The 20,853-nt window shown below is 42.6% G+C and carries 20 protein-coding genes; 17 read left to right on the forward strand and 3 right to left on the reverse strand.

What is annotated here, in order from left to right:
• Positions 1 to 136 precede the first annotated feature (136 nt).
• Positions 137 to 1,906 (reverse strand): ABC transporter transmembrane domain-containing protein, encoded by a 1,770-nt coding sequence (locus ICN36_RS04980; protein WP_216227295.1) that lies wholly within the window; start codon positions 1,904 to 1,906, stop codon positions 137 to 139.
• A 142-nt stretch (positions 1,907 to 2,048) separates the two neighbouring features.
• Between ICN36_RS04980 and ICN36_RS04985 the strand changes: the two genes are divergently transcribed.
• Positions 2,049 to 2,285, forward strand: a complete 237-nt coding sequence (locus tag ICN36_RS04985; protein WP_216227335.1) for a CDGSH iron-sulfur domain-containing protein — start codon at positions 2,049 to 2,051, stop codon at positions 2,283 to 2,285.
• 13 nt (positions 2,286 to 2,298) lie between these two features.
• Here ICN36_RS04985 and hemC read toward each other — a convergent pair whose 3' ends face one another.
• A complete protein-coding gene (gene hemC, locus ICN36_RS04990) occupies positions 2,299 to 3,276 on the reverse strand; it encodes a hydroxymethylbilane synthase (protein ID WP_216227296.1) in 978 nt (325 codons plus the stop codon).
• Between the two features lie 89 nt (positions 3,277 to 3,365).
• Here hemC and bchI point away from each other — a divergent pair, with 89 nt between their 5' ends.
• The gene (bchI, locus tag ICN36_RS04995; protein ID WP_216227297.1) at positions 3,366 to 4,400 is read left to right on the forward strand and encodes a magnesium chelatase ATPase subunit I; all 1,035 of its coding nucleotides are present in this window, start codon (positions 3,366 to 3,368) and stop codon (positions 4,398 to 4,400) included.
• Positions 4,397 to 6,214, forward strand: a complete 1,818-nt coding sequence (locus ICN36_RS05000; protein WP_216227298.1) for a VWA domain-containing protein — start codon at positions 4,397 to 4,399, stop codon at positions 6,212 to 6,214. Before bchI ends, ICN36_RS05000 begins: the two co-directional genes overlap by 4 nt.
• A 104-nt stretch (positions 6,215 to 6,318) precedes the next feature.
• Here the strand turns inward: ICN36_RS05000 and ICN36_RS05005 are convergent, their stop codons facing one another.
• Positions 6,319 to 7,197, reverse strand: a complete 879-nt coding sequence (locus ICN36_RS05005; RefSeq protein ID WP_216227299.1) for an alpha/beta fold hydrolase — start codon at positions 7,195 to 7,197, stop codon at positions 6,319 to 6,321.
• 139 nt (positions 7,198 to 7,336) lie between these two features.
• On the opposite strand from ICN36_RS05005, the gene ICN36_RS05010 reads away from it, so the two are divergent.
• From ICN36_RS05010 to ICN36_RS05075, 14 genes are all read left to right on the forward strand, one after another.
• Positions 7,337 to 8,242: a polyprenyl synthetase family protein gene (locus tag ICN36_RS05010; RefSeq protein ID WP_216227300.1), complete on the forward strand. Its 906-nt coding sequence runs from the start codon at positions 7,337 to 7,339 to the stop codon at positions 8,240 to 8,242.
• A gap of 14 nt (positions 8,243 to 8,256) precedes the next feature.
• Positions 8,257 to 9,420: a methyltransferase gene (locus ICN36_RS05015; protein ID WP_216227301.1), complete on the forward strand. Its 1,164-nt coding sequence runs from the start codon at positions 8,257 to 8,259 to the stop codon at positions 9,418 to 9,420.
• An 80-nt stretch (positions 9,421 to 9,500) separates the two neighbouring features.
• Entirely contained in the window at positions 9,501 to 10,451 is a 951-nt protein-coding gene (bchC, locus tag ICN36_RS05020; protein WP_216227302.1) for a chlorophyll synthesis pathway protein BchC, read from the forward strand.
• The gene (locus ICN36_RS05025; protein WP_068949084.1) at positions 10,448 to 11,455 is read left to right on the forward strand and encodes a chlorophyllide a reductase iron protein subunit X; all 1,008 of its coding nucleotides are present in this window, start codon (positions 10,448 to 10,450) and stop codon (positions 11,453 to 11,455) included. Before bchC ends, ICN36_RS05025 begins: the two co-directional genes overlap by 4 nt.
• 14 nt (positions 11,456 to 11,469) lie before the next feature.
• Positions 11,470 to 12,993 carry a chlorophyllide a reductase subunit Y gene (gene bchY, locus ICN36_RS05030; protein WP_370623423.1) on the forward strand — a complete coding sequence of 508 codons (1,524 nt, stop codon included), beginning with the start codon at positions 11,470 to 11,472 and terminating at the stop codon, positions 12,991 to 12,993.
• Complete coding sequence (gene bchZ / locus ICN36_RS05035; RefSeq protein ID WP_216227303.1) at positions 12,993 to 14,450, forward strand: chlorophyllide a reductase subunit Z; 1,458 nt, start codon at positions 12,993 to 12,995, stop codon at positions 14,448 to 14,450. The genes bchY and bchZ overlap by 1 nt, the downstream gene beginning before the upstream one ends.
• A gap of 123 nt (positions 14,451 to 14,573) precedes the next feature.
• Positions 14,574 to 14,720 carry a light-harvesting antenna LH1, beta subunit gene (pufB, locus tag ICN36_RS05040; RefSeq protein ID WP_068949087.1) on the forward strand — a complete coding sequence of 49 codons (147 nt, stop codon included), beginning with the start codon at positions 14,574 to 14,576 and terminating at the stop codon, positions 14,718 to 14,720.
• Between the two features lie 49 nt (positions 14,721 to 14,769).
• Positions 14,770 to 14,991 carry a hypothetical protein gene (locus tag ICN36_RS05045; RefSeq protein ID WP_072583908.1) on the forward strand — a complete coding sequence of 74 codons (222 nt, stop codon included), beginning with the start codon at positions 14,770 to 14,772 and terminating at the stop codon, positions 14,989 to 14,991.
• 10 nt (positions 14,992 to 15,001) lie between these two features.
• Entirely contained in the window at positions 15,002 to 15,178 is a 177-nt protein-coding gene (pufA, locus tag ICN36_RS05050) for a light-harvesting antenna LH1, alpha subunit (protein ID WP_071608677.1), read from the forward strand.
• Between the two features lie 99 nt (positions 15,179 to 15,277).
• Positions 15,278 to 16,102: a photosynthetic reaction center subunit L gene (gene pufL / locus ICN36_RS05055; RefSeq protein ID WP_068949089.1), complete on the forward strand. Its 825-nt coding sequence runs from the start codon at positions 15,278 to 15,280 to the stop codon at positions 16,100 to 16,102.
• Between the two features lie 32 nt (positions 16,103 to 16,134).
• Positions 16,135 to 17,133 carry a photosynthetic reaction center subunit M gene (pufM, locus tag ICN36_RS05060; protein ID WP_216862041.1) on the forward strand — a complete coding sequence of 333 codons (999 nt, stop codon included), beginning with the start codon at positions 16,135 to 16,137 and terminating at the stop codon, positions 17,131 to 17,133.
• Entirely contained in the window at positions 17,130 to 18,173 is a 1,044-nt protein-coding gene (pufC, locus tag ICN36_RS05065) for a photosynthetic reaction center cytochrome PufC (RefSeq protein ID WP_216227304.1), read from the forward strand. The genes pufM and pufC overlap by 4 nt, the downstream gene beginning before the upstream one ends.
• A 57-nt stretch (positions 18,174 to 18,230) precedes the next feature.
• Complete coding sequence (crtI, locus tag ICN36_RS05070) at positions 18,231 to 19,790, forward strand: phytoene desaturase family protein (protein WP_216227305.1); 1,560 nt, start codon at positions 18,231 to 18,233, stop codon at positions 19,788 to 19,790.
• On the forward strand, positions 19,753 to 20,838 hold the full coding sequence (locus ICN36_RS05075; protein WP_255531241.1) for a phytoene/squalene synthase family protein: 1,086 nt from the start codon (positions 19,753 to 19,755) through the stop codon (positions 20,836 to 20,838). The genes crtI and ICN36_RS05075 overlap by 38 nt, the downstream gene beginning before the upstream one ends.
• Positions 20,839 to 20,853: the final 15 nt, after the last annotated feature.

Raw genomic sequence — 20,853 nt, forward strand, 5'->3', positions numbered from 1 at the left:
TTCCGGCTTATGCCATTCGTCAGCAACAAAGACCTTGCCATCCAAAGCGCTCATGGCAGTGGTGATGCGATCTTGCAAGCCCAAAAAATATTCTTTTAAGGCATTGATATCAATTTGGGTATGTTGTTCTTTATTGTCAGACATCAGTAAATTGCAGCTTAGCTAGATGTGAGTAAAGACCTTGCTTATTCACAAGTGAGGAGTGGTTGCCAATTTCGACAATGCGACCATTCTCCATGACGACAATTCTGTCAGCTTTTTTGACAGTCGCCAGTCTATGTGCAATGACTATGGTTGTTCTATCTTTCATTGCCTCTTCGAGTGCTTGTTGTACCAGCCTTTCGGACTCTGCATCTAGGGAGCTAGTAGCCTCATCTAACAAAAGTAATGGTGGATTTTTTAGCAAGGCTCTTGCTATGGCAATTCGTTGTTTTTGACCGCCAGATAGCCTGACACCTCGGTCACCTAAGAATGTGCTGTATCCATCAGGTAACTTAGATATGAATTCATCCACAAAGGCAATCTTAGACGCCTTAATTGCATCCTCATCGCTTGCATTTTCATCACCATAGCGGATATTTTCTAGCGCATTTTCTGAAAAGATGCTGATATCTTGAGGCACCACTCCAATGAGTTTTCGTAAATCATCTAATTTATAGTTTTTTATATCAACGCCATCAAAAGAAATGCTACCTGACTGAGGATCATAAAATCTCTGTATTAATTTAAATAAGGTTGTTTTACCTGAACCTGATGGACCTACAATCGCAATTTTTTCTCCAGCCTGAATATTTAGAGAAATGTCTGTAAGTACATTTGTTGGAATAGATTGGTAGTGAAAGCTTAATCCTTGGAGGTTAATGCTGATAGCTTTATTAGCTGATGAAGGAGGAATAAAGGGTTCTTTAGGATTTTGTACTTGTGACTCGATGCTTAATAGCTCTAAAAGTCTATCGCCAGCACCAATCGCTCTTTGTGAGTCGCCAAGAACCTCTGAAAGAGCTGCTATAGAGCCTGCAACAATTACTGCATATAAGAAAAACTGGGTTAGTTCACCACCAGACATCTCCTGGTTGCTGACTGCATAAGCGCCAAGCCACAACACAGTGATGATGCTGGTAAAGCCCAAGAGTATGGCAACAAAAGTAAGCTTGCCGCGAGCTGCACTCCTAATTTTTGAAGCCAAAAATGAAGCTTCAACAGATGTGTTAAATGCTCGGATTTCTTTTTGTTCATTTGCAAACGACTGAACAGTAAGAATGGCATTTATTTTTTCACCTGCTATTGCAGAGGCCAGCGCAATTTTATCCTGTGAATTTCTGGATAGCTTCCGAACTTTTTTACCCATCACCATGATGGGTACTACGGTTAATAATAGGGTAGCAAGAATGAGTAAGGACAATTTAATGCTAGTAATAAACATCATTGTCATCCCACCAAGCAGCAGAAATAAATTTCTCACCGCCATAGAAATGCTTGTACCTATTAGTATTTGAACTATTGAAGTATCGTTATTAATCCGAGAGAGAAGTTCGCCACTTTGTTGGGTTTCGAAGAACTCTGGACTTTGTACGATGATATGTGAGTAGACTGCTTTCCGAATATCACAAGTGACTCTTTCCCCTAGCCAGGAGACGATGTAATAACGTAGTGCACTTGCAAATGCAAGCACAAACGCAGCTGCAAAAAGATTAATGAAGGTTAGGTTAATTTGCTCATGGCTTATATCGCTAAATCCTAGATCAATGATCTTCCGAAAACAAAGTGGTACTACTAAAGTTGCTGACGCAGCAAGAATAAGACTTACTGCAGCAATTATTAGCTGTTTTTTATAAGGCCTTAAAAAAGGTAAAAATGACTTTATTGAGTTAAGTTTTTTTGAGTTTTGAATTTCTTTATCAGTCATAAGCCATTTTTTATTGCTTTATTGCATTGTTATTGAGGATTTATCTTATTTTGAAGGGGGTGCTTGACTATTAAATATAGCTGTTATGTAATGGCCTTGCAGAAGTTATCTTACATAGATTCAGTAATTCAGAGGCATTTTTATGAGAAAAAAGAAGTCTGATAATTTGCCTTATCCGCTATTAGTAGATGCGGAAAAAAAATATTACTGGTGCGCCTGCGGTTTGAGTGATACGCAACCTCTGTGCAATAGCTCCCATGCAAGCGATACAGCTCAGCCTATTGAATTTTCAGAGATGCAAAGCAAAACTGTCTACTTATGTGGATGTAAGCACACCAAAACACCGCCTTATTGCGACGGTAGCCACGCAGATCTCTAATTAGGCAAGCGCTTTACTTGCTCACATTGGGAATTAAATCTGCAGCACCCTGTGCCAGCAAGTCTTTTGCAACGGCAAGTCCCAAGGCTTCTGCATCCTCAACCGATTGCACTGCCCCACTTCCCTGTGCCATGCAAATCGCTTTGCCATCAGCACTAGCAACGAAGGAACGAATACGCATTTGGTTCTGATCCCACACCGCATGGGCCGCCAATGGCACCTCACACGAGCCTCCTAGTTGACGAGACACCATGCGTTCAGCAGAAACAGCAAATAAAGTAGGTAAATCATTTAATGGGGCAAGCCATTGCTTGATATTAGGATGCTTGCTCAAAGTCTCGATACCTAAAGCGCCTTGACCTGCAGCCGGCGTGTAAGGATCATAGGGCAAGAATGCGCGAATACGTGATTCTAGGCCTAAACGCTTTAAGCCGGCAGCCGCCAAAATAATGGCTTGATACTCGCCTTTATCTAACTTACCCATGCGGGTATCTAAATTACCGCGCAAAGGTTGAATAACGAGATGCGGAAACTTGGCACGAAGTACTGATTCGCGTCGCAAGCTCGAGGTGCCAACGATCGCACCGTGTGGCAACTCTTCTAGGCTTGCATAGTCATTCGAAACAAAGGCGTCTCTGGCATCTTCCCTGGCCATGACACAGGCCAGGTCAAAACCCTCAGGCATGACCATCGGAACATCTTTCAGGGAATGCACCGCTAAATCGGCTCGTCCATCCTCAAGCGCTGTTTCTAGCTCTTTTACAAAAAGACCCTTACCGCCCACTTTAGAGAGGGCTCTATCCAAAATCTGGTCACCGCGGGTAGTCATCCCCAAAATCTGGACATCGCAGCCTGGATAGAGCTTTCTAAGGCAATCTCGGACATGCTCAGCCTGCCACATGGCTAGGCGACTTTCGCGGGAGGCGATTACGAGGCGCTTTGGGGCTGCCGAAGATGAAGAGGTGGGGTTAAAACTCAGGGTTTGCGACATGGCAATCTACTCAAAGCGTTATTAACATCTGGTTAAACTGAGCTAAATTTAACCTATATTTTAATTTGAATGATTTATGTAGGACGTCAATGACTATCAACTTCCCCTTTACCGCCATTGTTGCGCAATCAGAAATGAAGCTGGCAATCGCCCTCTGTACGATTGACCCTTCGTTAGGCGGTGTTCTTATCTTTGGAGATCGTGGAACAGGTAAGTCCACTACCATTAGATCCTTGGCCTCCTTGCTTCCAACGATGAAATCAGTGGTTGGCTGTAACTATCATTGCGATCCAGATGCTAAAAGCCTTTGTCCTGAATGTGAGCTCAAAAAGAGTGCGGGACATAAGCTAAGGTCCGAAAATATTTCTGTTCCAGTAGTAGATTTGCCGCTTGGGGCTACAGAAGATAGAGTTGTAGGCGCTTTGGATATTGAGAAAGCCTTGACCCAAGGCATCAAATCTTTCGAGCCTGGCCTGCTTGCAAAGGCTAATCGAGGATATCTTTATATCGATGAGGTCAATTTACTTGAAGATCACTTAGTTGATTTGCTAATTGATGTAGCTGCTTCTGGTGAAAATATTATTGAACGTGAGGGATTGAGTATTCGACATCCGGCTAGGTTCGTTCTTATTGGAAGCGGTAATCCGGAGGAGGGGGAGCTGCGCCCGCAAATGCTGGACCGTTTTGGACTGTCTATAGAGGTAAAAACACCTACTGATTTTAAAGAACGGATTGAGATTATAAAAAGACGAGATGAATTCGAGCGGAATCCAGAAAAATTTATTGCCAAGTGGGAAGAGTCAGAAGAAGACTTTAAGAAGCAGATCATTAAGTCGAAGAAGCTTCTGGATAAAGTGGAGGTAGATGATCAATTGCTTGAGTCTGCTACTAAGCTTTGCACTCATCTTGGCACTGACGGCCTTAGAGGTGAGCTTACCTTGCTTAGAGGTGTAAGAGCATTAGCTGCTTTTGAGGGTAAGAAAAAAGCAAATCTGAACCATTTAAAGAAAATTGCGCCAATAGCGCTTGGGCATAGATTGCGTCGTAATCCACTTGACGATAGCAATTCAAAAATTCGTATTGAGCGTGCCATGCAGGAATTCTTTGCTAGTACTGAAAAGTGAATCCAGTACAACAAGCTTGGTTTGATGCAAACTTAATCGCCATTCTTTTGGCTATTAACCCGCGTGGCTTAAAAGGGGTATCGATAAAGAGTCAGTTTGGGCCCATCAGAGATTCCTGGCTTAATTATTTTATAAATCTATTGCCCGCAGACAGTAAAGTTATTAAAGCTCCGGCAAATTTATCCTCTGAGCAATTATTTGGCTCATTAGATATTGAAAGCGCACTTTTGTCTGGAGAATTTAGGGTAAGCCAGGGCCTTCTAGAAAGGCTGGGCGGGCAATATCTTCTTTTGCCCATGGCTGAGAGAATGAATTTACAAACGATAACTCATATATCTCAGGCTTTAGATGAAAAAAATCTTTTCAATCATCCTCATGCGGCCAACAATGATCACTTTGGAGTAATTGTCTTTGACGAGTCTGAATTCCAAGAAGAGGGTGCAAACCTACGATTATTGGATAGGCTTGCGTTTGGGATTTATCTCGATCGTTTTTCAATTAACGATACTAAGAAATATCTAGAAGTTACTCCATCCGATATTAAGGATGCTATAGCATTGCTACCATCTGTAACTTGCCCCCAAGATTTGATGGAGGTGCTCATAAAGGCTGGTCTCAGCCTTGGAATTTCCTCATTAAGAGCCAATCAATTTGCATTAGAGGCTGCCAAGTCGTTAGCTGCACTAAGAGGATTAATTGGGGTGGGCCAAGAAGAGGTAATTGATGCTGCACGACTTGTCTACACCCATCTTAAAAGTATGCAATCGCCGCCCGATGAGGGGCTGGACAATAAAACAGATGACAGCGAAGATGTTGAGGGTAATCAAGAAAGTCAACAAAACTCAGACAATGAACTTTCAAAAGATGAAGAAACTATAGATTTAGAAAATACAGATCCTCCATCTTCTGCTGATGGATTAGAGGAGTTGGTGGTTGAAGCTGTACAGGCTTCTTTACCCCCAAAATTTATGATGCGGATGAATCAGACTCTAAGATCCACTAAGACTAAAGCGAGTATTGCTGGTAAATCGGGATCAATTGAGAAAAGCTTCACCAGCGGGAGACCTCATGGTGCGAGAAAAGGGCTTCCTGGTAATGGCAGGCGCCTTGATATCTTAAAAAGTATCCGATCTGCTATCCCATGGCAAAGAATACGCGCTCAACAGAACAATGCTTTCTTAAAATCAGATAATGGAAGCAAAATTCACTTTAGAGCAGAGGATTTACATACCAAACAATATTTGAAACGCCGAGGCACGATAACTATATTTTTGGTGGACGCCTCTGGCTCATCAGCAACTCAACGATTATCGGAGGCTAAAGGCGCTTTAGAAGAATTATTGAGTCAATGCTACATTCGACGCGATGAAGTAGCAATGCTGTCTATGAGAGGCTCTAAGGTAGATATTGTTTTGCCGCCAACTAGGTCGCTAGTTAGAGCAAAAAGAAATTTAGCTACCTTACCTGGGGGTGGTGGCACCCCCCTTGCATTAGGACTTCGTTCCGCTAATGAAATGGCAAGTTCATCAGAGCGAAAAGGCTTAACGCCAATCATCGTAATCATGACTGATGGTAAAGCAAATGTTAATTTGAATGGCGTAGGCGGAAGAGCGGGGGCTCACAATGATGCAATCACGGCCGCAAAAGAGTTAAGCATGAAGAGTCATCGAATTTTATTCGTAGACACTTCACCTCAACCCGAAAAATTAGCCCAAGAGCTTGCTGGGATCATGGCTGCACAATATTTCCCCCTTCCGTATACCGGGTCCAGAAAAAAAATTACATCTGCAGCTATTCAATTGGCAAATTTCTAATATAGGCTTGCTCTCGAATTTTTCGGAGAACCTTTTTGCCTTTGATGTAAGCATTTAAAAACATCCCAAGACCAAGGGCAATGCAGACAATTATTAATACATTGTTAAGAGTTGACATTCTCCTCTTCCTCCTTATTTAAGGCATTCTGAATTAAGTTCAGAGCCATTTCTTCATCGCCTTCGTGAAATAAGTGGCCACCTTTTAGCTCAATCACTTTTGCTTTATCAAAATATTCCCTAATTACGTCACGTAAATTTTTAATTGGTATCCAACCATCATCTTCTGAGAGGATGAAGGTCAATTTTGATTTTATTAATTTGCATTTCTTTAGCAAAATCGCTATGTCTGTTCCTGCCATGAAGCTCATAGAGCCATTAAGATGATCTGCGCTATTAAATAAAGTCTTATATTTCTCTCTTTTATCAGGGCTTAACTTTGTTTTCGTTGAGTCTAAAAGTCCATCAATAATCTTGGTGTGAGGCAATAGGTCACTTAATATGGAAGTGAAGAATGACGAAGTGACAATAGGATTTAATAGTGGGGCTATAAAGTTTTGATAAAAGCTAGGTAAGGTAATTAGGGATGGGTTTAGTCCAATGATTTCTTTGGGTTGCTCATTAATGAGTGCGTAACTTAATCCAAGTGTTGCACCAGCAGAATGACCAATAATGTAATCAAAATATGAAATACCTAAACCCTCCCTTAGCCTTGTGAGTTGGGTTGCAAGCTCATCTAAGCTGAAGGACTTTTTCGTAACACTCGTTGTAAAACCATGACCCGGCAAGTCAGGAGCAGCCACGGTGTAATTCTTTGCTAACTCTGTAAAGATTGTTCCCCAGGTGTGTGCTGAAGAACCAGTTCCATGAAGCATGAGAATGTGTTTTGGCGAATTACCCCCAACTTGTACATGCCAAGATAGGTCCTCAGTCTTTATCTCTCTACTGAAGGATTGATTAGGCCAATCCTTTGGGATGTTTTTCATTTGTTCTAAAACTTCACTCTAATTAAGGGTAAACCCGAATAAATAAGTTTGACAGCTCGATCAATTGTGTCTATATTTTTTTACATATTAAATTGTATTTTAATTTAGACAAAGCTATTTCCTTCAAAGGGGCAAGATCATGTCACCAATTAAGCATTTGGATCGGGCAATAGAGCAGGCGTTGAAATCGCACGAGTCTATGAAGGGACCTCCTTCGCTAAGCAAGGCTATTAGACATGCTGTTTTTCCTGGTGGTGCACGGATTAGGCCTCAGTTGACTTTGGCAGTGGCTCAAGCCTGCGGAAATGATGATCCCCAATTATCGATGGCCAGTGCAATTTCTATTGAAATGATTCACTGCGCCTCATTAGTTCATGATGATTTGCCTTGTTTTGATAATGCAGATATGCGGCGCGGTCAGACATCAGTTCATAAAGAATATGGCGAAAGGTTGGCCGTCTTAACTGGCGATGCGCTGATTGTTATGGCTTATGAAACAGTTGCAGCTGCTTCAAGAAGATCCTCTCATCGCTTAGCACCAATTATCAAAACGATTTCACAGGGCGTTGGAGCGCCATTTGGAATTATTGCAGGACAGTCTTGGGAGTGTGAGACACAAGCCAACCTTAGTGACTATCAGAGAGCTAAAACTGGAGCGTTGTTTGCTGCGGCAACCTCAAGCGGTGCACAGGCTGCTGGAGCTGATGCCGAGACATGGAGGGGTTTGGGTGAATGGCTTGGCGAAGCATATCAAATTGCAGATGATATTCGAGATGTATTAGGTGATGCGCAATTTTTGGGTAAGCCTGCAGGGCAAGACCAGGAACATCATCGCCCTAGCTCTGCAAAAGAATTGGGATTAAATGGAGCTGTTGAGCATTTTGATTTGTTGGTTGGTAAGGCAGTGGCATCCATCCCAAGTTGCGTAGGTGATAAGGCGCTTAAAAAATTAGTCGCATTTGAGGCTGAGAGATTACTGCCTTCATCATGGTTTGAGCGTGGTGAAAGACACATTGCTATTGAAACCCTTCGTCAGGCTGCATAGCGCGCCTAATTAGAGTGCCTCAAGCCCGAACAATTCTGATTGAACAAGACCAAAGTGAGTATGGTCTGTGGGATAGGTTATTTATCTACAAAGATAAGCTAATAGCAAATTCTCGATTCCAAAACACAGTCGCAAAAATTCCATTTCTAAGGCGTATTGCAAAAAAAAGAGCTAATCAATTATTTGATGTAATGGCGGGTTTTGTATATTCCCAAATCCTTCTAGCTTGTATACGCCTAAATCTTTTTAATCATTTAAAAAACGGCCCATTAACTTTAGAGGCCATAAAAAATAAATGTGGTTTAGAGCAAGCACCTCTAAAACAATTACTAGACGCCGCCGTATCAATTGATTTATTAGAAATTCGTAGCAATCAAAAATTTGGTTTAGGAAAGTTAGGTGCGCCGCTAGTTGAGAATTCTGCTTTAGCGGCAATGATTGAGCACCATACTGTTTTGTATGAAGATTTGAGAGATCCTCTTCTTTTGCTATCTGGCAAATTAAAGAATAAGAAATTAGAGAAATTTTGGCCTTACGTTTCGAATGATCTTGAGGATCAAGAGTCTCTTAAAGATCAAGATCGAGTTAAGAGCTACTCAGATTTAATGTCTATATCGCTACCATTGGTGGCAGATCAAGTCGTGAGTGCATATGATTTTTCTAAGCACCGCTGCTTGTTGGATGTTGGAGGAGGGCAGGGTACTTTTTTAAAAAGAGTGCACCTTCAATCCCCTCGGTTAGAGAGAATGCTTTTCGACTTGCCGGGTGTTGTGAATCTTGCCGCAGAAAATTTCTTGGCCAATTCAGAAGATCAATCCATCAAAGTTTTTGGTGGAGATTTCTTTAAAGATGACCTGCCTAGTGGAGCAGATTTAATCACTCTTATCCGTGTCATTTTTGATCACGATGATGAGCGAGTAAAAATTTTACTGAAATCAATTTTTAAGGCTCTTCCTACAGGTGGCAAGTTATTGATTGCTGAGCCTATGGCAGAGACGCCTGAACATCCCCCAATGGGGCATGCCTATTTTGGTTTTTATTTAATGGCGATGGGTAGGGGTCGACCCAGAACAGTTGAAGAGATAAGTCATTTAGCTCTTCATGTTGGCTTTAAAAATATCGACATATTGCACTCGGATATGCCTATAAATGCCCAAGTTTTGCTACTGAGCACCTAATTAAGGGTAAGTACTAATAGAAAGTATTTGAATAGTGTATAAATTACTTTACATAGAACATAGTAAATATAAATAGACATATGCAAAGTCAGCTTCATTCCACAGCAGTCTTACTTGAGTCTCCAAGAGAGCTCAGGTTGAAGCGACTTTTACTTGATGAGCCTAATGACTCAGATGTTGTAGTGCAAATTGAGTGGAGTGGCATCAGCACTGGGACTGAAAAGCTACTGTGGAATGGAACCATGCCAGATTTTCCTGGGATGGGGTATCCGCTAGTTCCTGGATACGAATCCGTTGGCAGGGTTACTCGGGTAGGAAAGTCATCACACCTAAGTCTTAACCAAAGAGTTTTTGTTCCTGGCGCAAAGTGTTTTGGTGATGTGAAGGGGTTGTTTGGAGGGGCTGCCTCACATGTTGTTGTTCCTTCCGATAGGGTTATTGAACTCCCCGAAGAAATTGGCGAAGAGGGTGTCTTGCTTGCTTTAGCAGCCACCGCTTATCACGTTACTCAAGGAAAAAAATCACTACAACCTGATTTGATTGTGGGCCATGGCGTATTGGGAAGATTGATCGCTCGAATTGCAGTCATGTTTGGTCACCAGCCAGTTGTCTGGGAAATTGATGCAGATCGTATGGGTGGAGCTAAGGGCTATACAGTTCTTCATCCTTGTGATGACAAAGATAACAAATATAAAAAAATCTGCGATGCAAGTGGACAGGTGAGTGTATTAAATAAATTAATTAGTCAACTCCAGTTTGGCGGAGAAATTACCCTTGCTGGTTTTTATGACAAAGACATTCAGTTTAATTTTCCTAGTGCATTTATGAAGGAAGCTAAATTGCGAATTGCTGCGCAGTGGGCACCCCAGGATTTGAAAGATGTAAAGCAGCTTATATCGTTTGGCAAATTAAATCTGGATGGATTGATAACTCATCATCGTAAGCCCTCTTCAATTGGTGATGTATATCGCACCGCATTTGAAGATCCTAACTGTCTCAAAATGGTAGTTGATTGGAGAGAAGCACTATGAATGCCCCAAGCGTCCCAAAAGAAATAACAATTCAATTTACGCAATTGAAAAAAGAGGCCGCTATTGAGCCTGATCAGGTCCATACAGGTGAGATTAAAAAAGAAACTCAGATCATTGCGATTTATGGTAAGGGCGGAATTGGGAAAAGCTTCACATTAGCCAACCTGTCCTACATGATGGCGCAGCAGGGCAAAAAGGTATTGCTGATTGGCTGCGACCCAAAAAGCGACACCACTTCATTGCTATTTGGAGGCAAAGCTTGTCCTACCATTATTGAAACTTCCTCCAAAAAGAAGTTAGCCGGTGAAGAAGTCAAGATTGGCGATGTTTGTTTTAAGCGTGATGGCGTATATGCCATGGAGTTAGGTGGCCCTGAGGTTGGTAGAGGATGTGGTGGCCGGGGAATCATTCATGGCTTTGAAACACTTGAGAAGCTGGGTTTTCATGACTGGGGATTTGATTACGTATTGCTAGACTTTTTAGGTGACGTAGTCTGCGGAGGTTTTGGATTACCAATCGCTAGAGACATGTGTCAGAAGGTTATTGTTGTGGCAAGCAATGATCTCCAGTCGCTCTATGTTGCTAATAATGTGTGCTCTGCGGTTGAATACTTCCGTAAATTAGGTGGCAATGTTGGTGTAGCTGGCATGGTTATCAATAGGGATGATGGCACTGGCGAAGCAACAGCTTTTGCTGAGCATGTAGGCATCCCTGTACTTTCGGTTATTCCAGCGAATGACGATATCAGAAGGAAAAGTGCTAGCTACGAAATCATTGGTAAGCCAGATTCACAATGGGGTCCGCTCTTTGAGGGTTTGGCAAGCAATGTTGCCGAGGCGCCTCCAGTGCGACCAAAGCCAATGGCTCCGGATGATTTACTGGGCTTATTTTCAGCAAGTCAGGTTGGTAGAGATATCGTTCTTGAGCCTGCAACAATTTTCGATATGGTTGGTAAAAATGAAGTGATTAAGCCAACGCTTGAAGTGATTTACGACAAAGCCTAGAAACCGGAGCCATCGTGAAATCATCTAAAGTTATTCCGATACAAGCCCAGAACATTTCTGAGACTGGAATAACCTGTCATTCAGGCGCAGAAGAATTGCTGGCTGCTGCTAAGTCTGCCAATAAAAGTGAGATCTTGGGTCAGTACGCAAAAGATTACCCTAAGGGCCCTCATGATCAACCACAAAGTATGTGCCCTGCATTTGGTTCTTTGCGAGTAGGCTTGAGAATGCGTAGGACAGCGACAATTCTGTCGGGTTCGGCCTGTTGTGTATACGGCCTTACTTTTACCTCCCACTTTTATGGTGCGAGGCGTAGTGTCGGATATGTACCATTTAACTCTGAGTCCTTGGTTACTGGAAAGTTATTCGAAGATATACGGGATGCGGTTTATAAAGAGGCCAATCCCGAACTCTATGACGCCATAGTCATTATCAATTTATGTGTTCCAACTGCTAGTGGCGTGCCGTTGCAATTATTACCAAAAGAAATAAATGGTGTTCGTATTATTGGTATTGATGTTCCAGGATTTGGGGTGCCTACCCATGCTGAGGCTAAAGATGTTCTAGCAAGCGCAATGTTACGTTATGCACGTACTGAAATAGAAAATGGCCCAGTGTCTGCACCGCGGAATGGTCTTTCTGATAAGCCGACAGTTACCTTATTAGGTGAAATGTTTCCGGTAGATCCGATCAGCATTGGAATGATGTTAGAGCCAATGGGTTTAGGGGTTGGACCAGTTGTGCCAACGAGAGAGTGGCGTGAGCTATACCAGGCTTTAGATTCCAAGGTTGTCGCAGCAATTCATCCTTTTTATACGGCAAGTATTCGTGAATTTGAAAATGCTGGCCGGACTATTGTTGGATCTGCTCCAGTTGGTTATGACGGTACCGCAAATTGGTTGGAGCAGATTGGTATAGCTAATGGCGTCAGCGCACACAAAATTGGCAACGCAAAAGATAAGTTTTTACCAATGATTCAAGAGGCCTTAAAAGCAAAGCCTATCAAAGGTAGGATTACTGTAAGCGGATATGAGGGATCTGAATTATTAGTAGCACGCTTACTAGTTGAGAGTGGCGCTGATGTACGTTATGTTGGCACTGCTTGTCCAAAGACAATTTGGAGCAGCGGCGACTTAGATTGGCTTGAGCAACACGGCGTTCATGTTGAGTATCGCGCTTCTTTGGAGCAAGATCTCGCCGCAATGAAAGAGTTTTCACCTGATTTGGTGATTGGTACAACCCCAGTTGTTCAAAAGGCTAAAGAATTAGCTATCCCAGCCTTGTATTTTACAAACCTGATTTCAGCTAGACCATTAATGGGCGCTGCTGGCGCGGGATCACTTGCGCAGGTAGTGAATGCTGCTTTAGCAAATCAAGATCGATTCAATAGCATGAATACGTTCTTTGAGGGTGTTGGTAAAGATCATGCTACTGGCGTATGGGAATCGGTACCAGTTGATCGGCCGGAATTTAAAGCCGATGTAAGGCGTCGCATGGAAAAAGCGCGAGCCAAGCAAAAAGCTGAGGAGATGGGCTAATGCTAGTCCTAGATCACGATCGCGCTGGAGGATATTGGGGGGCTGTATATGTGTTTACAGCTGTAAAGGGGCTTCAAGTTGTTATTGACGGTCCAGTTGGCTGTGAAAACCTGCCGGTGACATCAGTACTGCATTACACCGATGCCTTGCCCCCTCATGAATTGCCAATAGTAGTGACTGGTTTAGCTGAAGAGCAGTTGGGCAGGGAGGGGACTGAAGAATCAATGAAGCGCGCTCATAAAGTACTTGATCCCGATTTGCCAGCAGTAGTAGTGACGGGTTCAATTGCAGAGATGATTGGTGGTGGAGTAACGCCCGAGGGGACTGGTATTAAGCGCTTCTTGCCAAGAACAATTGACGAAGATCAATGGCAATGCGCAAATAGGGCAATGAATTGGCTTTGGACCGAATATGGCCTTAAAAAGATTCCCCCACGCAAAAGAGATGCAGATACAAAACCTAGGATCAATATTATTGGACCTTCTTATGGCAGCTTCAATTTATATAGTGACTTAGCTGAAATTAGGCGTTTAGTCGAAGGTATTGGTGCAGAAGTAAATTTAGTATTTCCCTTGGGAACCCACCTTGCAGATATTCCAAAATTAATTGATGCGGATGTCAATATCTGCATGTATCGAGAGTATGGACGACTCCTATGCGAGACGCTTGAGAGACCTTACTTGCAAGCCCCCATTGGAATGCAATCTACCACTGCTTTTTTACGAAAGCTGGGCGAGTTGTGTGGTCTTGACGTAGAACCTTTCATTGAAAAAGAGAAGCACACAACATTAAAGCCAATCTGGGATTTATGGCGTTCTGTCACACAAGATTTTTTTGGCACAGCTAGCTTTGCCATCGTAGCAAGTGAAACCTATGCACGAGGAGTTAGAAATTTCCTCGAAGAAGAAATGGGTCTTCCGTGTAATTTTGCAGTCTCTAGATTGCCTGGAAACAAGACAAATAACGTTGAAATCAGAGAGTTAGTTCAAAAGAAAACTCCTCTAGTGATGTTTGGAAGTTATAACGAGCGGATGTACGGTAGTGAAATCAGTGCCCGGTTTTCTTTTATACCCGCTTCATTTCCTGGGGCCATTATCCGTAGGCATACCGGCACCCCTTATATGGGATATTCCGGATCAGTCTATTTAATTCAGGAAGTTTGCAATTCACTGTTTGATGCTTTATTCAATATTTTGCCCCTAGGTACTGAAATGGATAAGGTTGATCCAACCCCTGCGAAATTACAAAGCTTCATTCAGGCAATGCCATGGGAGCAGGAGGCCCAGGAGTTATTAAACAAGTTAATTAGTAAACAACCAGTGCTCACTCAGATTTCGGCAGCGAAAAAAATTCGTGATGAGGCTGAGTTAGAGGCACGTAAACAAAATATTGAAAGAGTAACTGTAGCTTGTTTACAGAAGTCATCCTTTTCCTTAGTTGAAGGGGAGGCTGTATGACACGCATTCAAAGATATTGCTCTTGTAAAGAGCTAAACCAATATGGTGTGGTTAAGCCATATCCTCAAATCTACAGGGGTGATGTAGAAAAGACCGCAAGGTCAGTTTCAAGGAGTAGTCATCATGAGTGAAAACAGATCTATATCTGGGCTTACCGATGCAGAAGCTAAAGAATTCCATACATTTTATATGCAAGGTCTTCTTGGATTTACTGCAATCGCTGTCGTCGCGCACATACTTGTATGGGCATGGCGTCCATGGTTCTTTTGATGCAGTAGTAAGCACATAGTAAACGTAGTCAATTAGAGGGAGTGTTTTTATGAAGATCAATACGGATTTAATGCATAAACATGTTTTGCATGACACCTGGTCATTCAAAATTATTTTTTTGATTAGTTACGTGGTGCTCTTTGTTGTAGCACTTTTTTTAATTGTCTTGCCTGCATCACAGAAAAGTTGGTTATTTTCTGGTGCTGACGGAGGTTCATTCTTCAAGTCAGTTGAAACAGGTGTTTACGGCTTTATGTCTTACTTAAATTAGGAGAAATATTATGTGGAGAATTTGGAAACTATACGACCCACTACGTGCGATGGTTGCACAGGGCGTTTTTCTCTTTGCTTTGGCAGCAATGATTCATCTCATTTTATTGAGCACAGTTCAATACAAATGGTTGGATGGTATGAGTCAAGAGCAGTACAAAGCAGCTATATCAGCAGCGAAGAAGTAATTAGATGTGCAAACCGTAGGCGAATTTCTAGAAATAGTGATTCGTCTACGCAAGATTAATTTAATGTGAGAAAAATTCTCACTGTGTAAGGAGCGCTAAATGGCCATGCTCAACTTTGAAAAAAAATACCGCGTGCGCGGTGGGACTCTAATAGGAGGAGATCTTTTTGATTTCTGGGTAGGCCCTTTCTACGTCGGATTTTTTGGGGTAACCACTATATTCTTTGCATTCCTTGGGACTGCAATGATTCTTTGGGGGACATCCCAAGCGGGCGTCTTTAATCCTTGGCAAATAAATATTGCCCCTCCGGATTTGAAATATGGGTTAGGCGTAGCTCCTTTGATGGAGGGTGGATTATGGCAAATCATTACGATCTGCGCCTTAGGTGCATTTGGTTCTTGGGCAATGCGTGAGGTGGAAATTTCTCGAAAATTGGGAATGGGCCTTCATGTACCAGTTGCTTTTAGTATGGCCATCTTTGCGTATTTCACTTTGGTTGTAATTCGCCCAGTGTTAATGGGTGCATGGGGCTACGGTTTTCCCTATGGAATATTGAGCCATTTAGATTGGGTATCGAATACTGGGTATCAGTATCTTCACTTTCATTACAACCCAGCCCACATGATTGCTGTAACACTATTTTTTACAACAACATTAGCGCTTGCGCTGCATGGAGCTTTGATCTTATCTTCTACGAATCCACAACCTGGACAGCCGGTTAAAACTCCTGAGCACGAGGATACTTTCTTTAGAGACATTATTGGATATTCCGTTGGAACATTGGGCATTCATCGTCTTGGATTATTCCTAGCCTTAGCGGCTGTATTTTGGAGTGCTGTTTGTATTGTTATTAGTGGCCCCTTCTGGACAAAGGGTTGGCCTGAATGGTGGACATGGTGGTTGAATTTGCCAATCTGGGGTTAGTTTTCAGCTAAATTGAAAATGCGGAGAGCATTATGGAATATCAAAATCTATTTACACAAACACAAGTAACTGGTCCTGCGAGTCATGGCGTTCCGATCAACGCCTACGATATGCGTGAGCGAACTCGCTCTATTGGATTTAGTCATTTGATGGGGCGCATTGGTAATGCGCAGCTCGGACCTATATACCTTGGGAGATTAGGGGTCGCATCACTAATATTTGGGATGACAGCATTTTTCATTATTGGTATGAATATGCTGGCCCAGGTTGGCTGGAATCCTTTGCAATTTGTGAGGAAATTATTTTGGCTCTCTTTAGACCCTCCAGCACCAAAGTATGGTTTAACCCTTGCGCCATTAAATGAAGGGGGCTGGTGGTCAATTGTTGGATTATTTTTAACGATTTCAATCATGCTCTGGTGGTTGAGAACCTTCCGTAGGGCTCAGGCTCTTGGAATGGGTACTCATGTACCTTGGGCATTCGCATCAGCAATTTGGTTGTTCTTGGTATTAGGTCTGATTCGTCCCGTGCTGATGGGCAGTTGGAGCGAAGCAGTGCCATTTGGTATCTTTTCGCACCTAGATTGGGTATCCGCCTTTTCAATTCGCTACGGCAACTTGTTTTATAACCCATTCCATATGCTGTCCATTGTGTTTCTTTATGGGTCAGTTCTTTTGTTTGCCATGCACGGCGCAACTATTCTGGCAGTGAGTCGATTTGGCGGTGAAAGAGAAATTGAACAAATTGTCGATCGCGGAACCGCATCTGAAAGGGCTGCTTTATTCTGGAGATGGACTATGGGCTTTAACGCTACCATGGAATCCATTCACCGTTGGGCCTGGTGGTTTGCTGTACTCACTCCATTAACAGGTGGCATTGGAATTTTACTAACCGGCACCGTTGTGGATAACTGGTATCTATGGGCTGTTAAGCATAATATGGCGCCAACTTATCCTGCAATATATGGGACCGTTTCTGATCCTGCTTTAAAAGCACCTTCAGCTCCAGTAGCAATAGGGGAGAAAAAATGAAAAACGTTCGCCAAAAAATTGCCATTGCATTCAGTGTTTTGGCAATCGTGACGCTTACGGCATGTGAGCGACCTCCTGTTGAGTCAAAACAAACTGGATATCGCGGTACTGGTATGGATCAGATTAATAATCCTCGAACACAAGAGCAGCTAGCTAAGATTAATGAAATGCCAGCTGGGGTTCCTGCGTCCCCGGATGGACCAAAGGCTGGTGCCGTATATAAGAACGTCAAAGTTTTAAATAATTTAAGCACTGCACAGTTTGGTGCTTTTATGGTCTCCATGACCTCATGGGTGGCCCCCAAAGAGGGCTGCTCTTATTGTCACAATGTTCAAAATTTTGCAGATGATTCTCTCTACACTAAAACTGTTGCCAGAAGAATGATTCAGATGAATCAGCAAATTAATAGCAATTGGACTGATCACGTAAAACAAACGGGCGTAACTTGTTATACCTGCCATAGAGGCAATAACATTCCTCAAAATGTTTGGTTCAACCCAGAAGAAAAGCGTGGTGGGAATATGTTAGGAAATGCTAATGGGCAAAATAATCCGGTAGACACCGTTGCCTATAGTTCGCTGCCTAATCAACCGTTCGCCTCTTATCTGATGGAAAAATCAGGACCAGCGAGAGTTATTGGTGACACTGCACTACCAACGGGTAATAAAGCCAGTATCCAGAGTACAGAAAATGTCTACGGAATGATGACCCATATGTCCCACTCATTAGGAGTCAACTGTACTTATTGCCATAACAGCCGCGCTTTTTCGAGTTGGGAGCAAAGTACGCCACAGCGGGTACAGGCTTGGTATGGAATACAGATGCTCAAAGATGTTAATACAAACTTTTTGACATCCTTAGATGGTGTATTTCCACCAAATCGACTCGGGCCCACAGGCGACGTTGCTAAAGCAAACTGCGCTACTTGTCATCAAGGTGTAAATAAACCACTCTTAGGTCAAAGTATGCTTAAGGATTATCCGTATCTTGCTCCAAATAGAGATATGCCAAAAGATAGCACCCATAGCGCAGCAAAATAGTCATACCAACCCCTTTGATGGTGAATATCAAAGGGGTTTTTAAACAAAGGAAGTCTGATGGACCAACAGGTCGATCAATTTAAGATCCCCGAAAACATAGCCACAGTTGGAAATGTACATGCTTCTGAACGCGCTCTTGTAATCGGCGCAGGGTTTGGTGGTCTTGCTGCAGCAATACGTCTAGCCATAAAAGGATATGACGTCCAGGTATTGGAAAGATTGGGAGACGCTGGAGGTAGGGCTTATGTACATAGAAGAAATGGCTATACGTTTGATGCCGGCCCTACTATTATCACCGCGCCTTTTTTACTAGAAGAGTTATGGAGCTTGTGCGGCAAAAAAATGTCCAATGATGTTGATTTACGCGCAATGGATCCGTTTTATCAAATCCGATTTGCAGATGGCCGCATATTTAATTACACCGGTGATCTGGAGCGAATGAAGCAAGAAATTGCCAAATTTAGTCCTAGTGATTTACCGGGTTACCTACGTTTTTTAGAAGAGGCAGAGTATTGCTACAAACTAGGGTTTGAAGAGCTGGGAGATGTTGCATTTGACAGCTTAAAAGACTTAGTAAAAGCATTTCCAAGCCTCGTCAAGATGAGGGCCTGGAATAATCTCTATAGCTTAGTTGCGAAACATATCAAAGACCCACAGCTTAGAGAAGTGATGAGCTTTCATCCATTGCTCATTGGCGGTAATCCTTTTTCGGTTACCTCTGTTTATGCATTAATTAATTCCTTAGAGCGCAAATGGGGCGTTCATTCCGCAATGGGTGGAACGGGATCAATTATTAAAGGACTTGTTGGTTTGCTAAATGGCCTTGGCGTAAGAATCCGTTATGCAAGTACCGTTAAGAAAATTAATATCGTTGACAATAAAGTAACGGGCGTAACATTGGAAAATGGTGAGGTTTTATTTGCCAATAAGGTAGTCTGTAATGCTGATACAGCATGGACTTACAAAAATTTGATTGATCCAGAGCATCGAAAAATATGGACTGATAAAAAAATTGAGAATGGTAAGTACTCAATGAGTCTATTTGTCTGGTATTTTGGAACTAAAAAACAATACCCAAAAATTCCACACCATATGATGCTGTTAGGTAAGCGTTATAAAGCACTTTTAGAAGATATTTTTAAACGCCATCATCTTGCTAAAGACTTTAGTCTATATTTGCATCGTCCTACAGCAACAGATCCTAGCTTAGCACCCTCAGGTTGCGATACCTTTTACGTACTCTCTCCCGTTCCTCATCTGGACAGTGGAACCGATTGGAAGCAAGAGGCTGAGCCTTATAGAAAAGCCATTGCAAAGATGCTTGAAGAAACTGTTTTGCCGGGCTTGCAAGAGAATTTAGTGGAATCATTTGTAATGACTCCGGAAGATTTTAAGGACAGGCTGCTTTCTTATAAGGGGGCTGCTTTTGGTTTGGAGCCCTTGCTTACTCAAAGCGCTTGGTTCAGGCCACATAACCGTAGCGAGGATATCGAGGGTCTTTATATGGTTGGGGCAAGCACTCATCCGGGTGCGGGGATTCCTGGAGTTTTGTCATCAGCCAAAGCCTTAGATTCGTTGATTGAACCCGCTAAAATATTTTCTCAAAATGCACGATAGAGCTATTACCTCCGAATACGGTTTTCAGCTTGATCTACTCTCTTGCGAGAGCTTGATGAGGGATGGCTCCAAGTCCTTTTTTTCTGCATCCAGGATACTGCCTTCTAATATTCGTGATTCTGCTATAGCGTTATATGCTTTTTGTCGTTTATTAGACGACATGGTGGACGACCAAAATGCGTCTGATAATGTTATCGAGCAGATTGAATATCGATTAGATCGTATCTATTCAAAAAATCCACTAGATATACCCGCGGATAGAGCTTTAGCTCTTGTAGTTGAGCGATTTTTAATTCCTCGAAGTCTTCTGGAGGCGCTGGTAGAGGGATTTAAGTGGGATCGTACTGGTCGCCAATATCAAACCATAGAAGAGTTATGTGACTATGCTGCGAGAGTTGCTTCCACAGTTGGTGTCATGATGACTCTGATTATGGGTATACGGGATCGGGCTGTATTAGAGCGTGCATGCGAGCTTGGCTTGGCAATGCAGTTGACTAATATTGCGCGGGATGTAGGAGAGGATGCCAGAAACCAGCGCCTCTATCTTCCTAGGGATTGGCTTAAAGAAGAAAATATAGACCCTGATCAATGGCTAAAAAATCCTATTTTTAATGATGGTATCTTGCGAGTGAATCAAAAGCTTATTCAGTACGCCGATGATTTATATGCTCGTTCGGCATTTGGATTCTCTGGTTTACCAAGAAATTGTCGATCAGCCATAGCTGCTGCTAGTTTAATTTATTCAGAAATCGGTAGACAAATTGAGCGACAGGGGATGGATTCGGTTACAAAAAGAGCTGTCGTATCAAAGAGAAGAAAAATTTTATTACTATTCAAATCTCTTGGGGCGGCTATCTATAGTGCAAAACTAGTGCAGAGTTTAGATCCCATTCCTGCAATACAATTTTTGGTTGATGCGGTAGAGCCAGAAGGACGGTACGCGCATTACAGCGGATCTGTTGAAGATAGGCTCATTTGGGTTGTTAGTCTTCTGGAAAAAGTAGAGCATAGAAAAATAGACTCATACCATTCTTTTGCTCGGCATTAGCATTGCTTAGCTGTC

Source organism: Polynucleobacter sp. UK-Gri1-W3 (assembly GCF_018881595.1).
Lineage (GTDB): Bacteria > Pseudomonadota > Gammaproteobacteria > Burkholderiales > Burkholderiaceae > Polynucleobacter.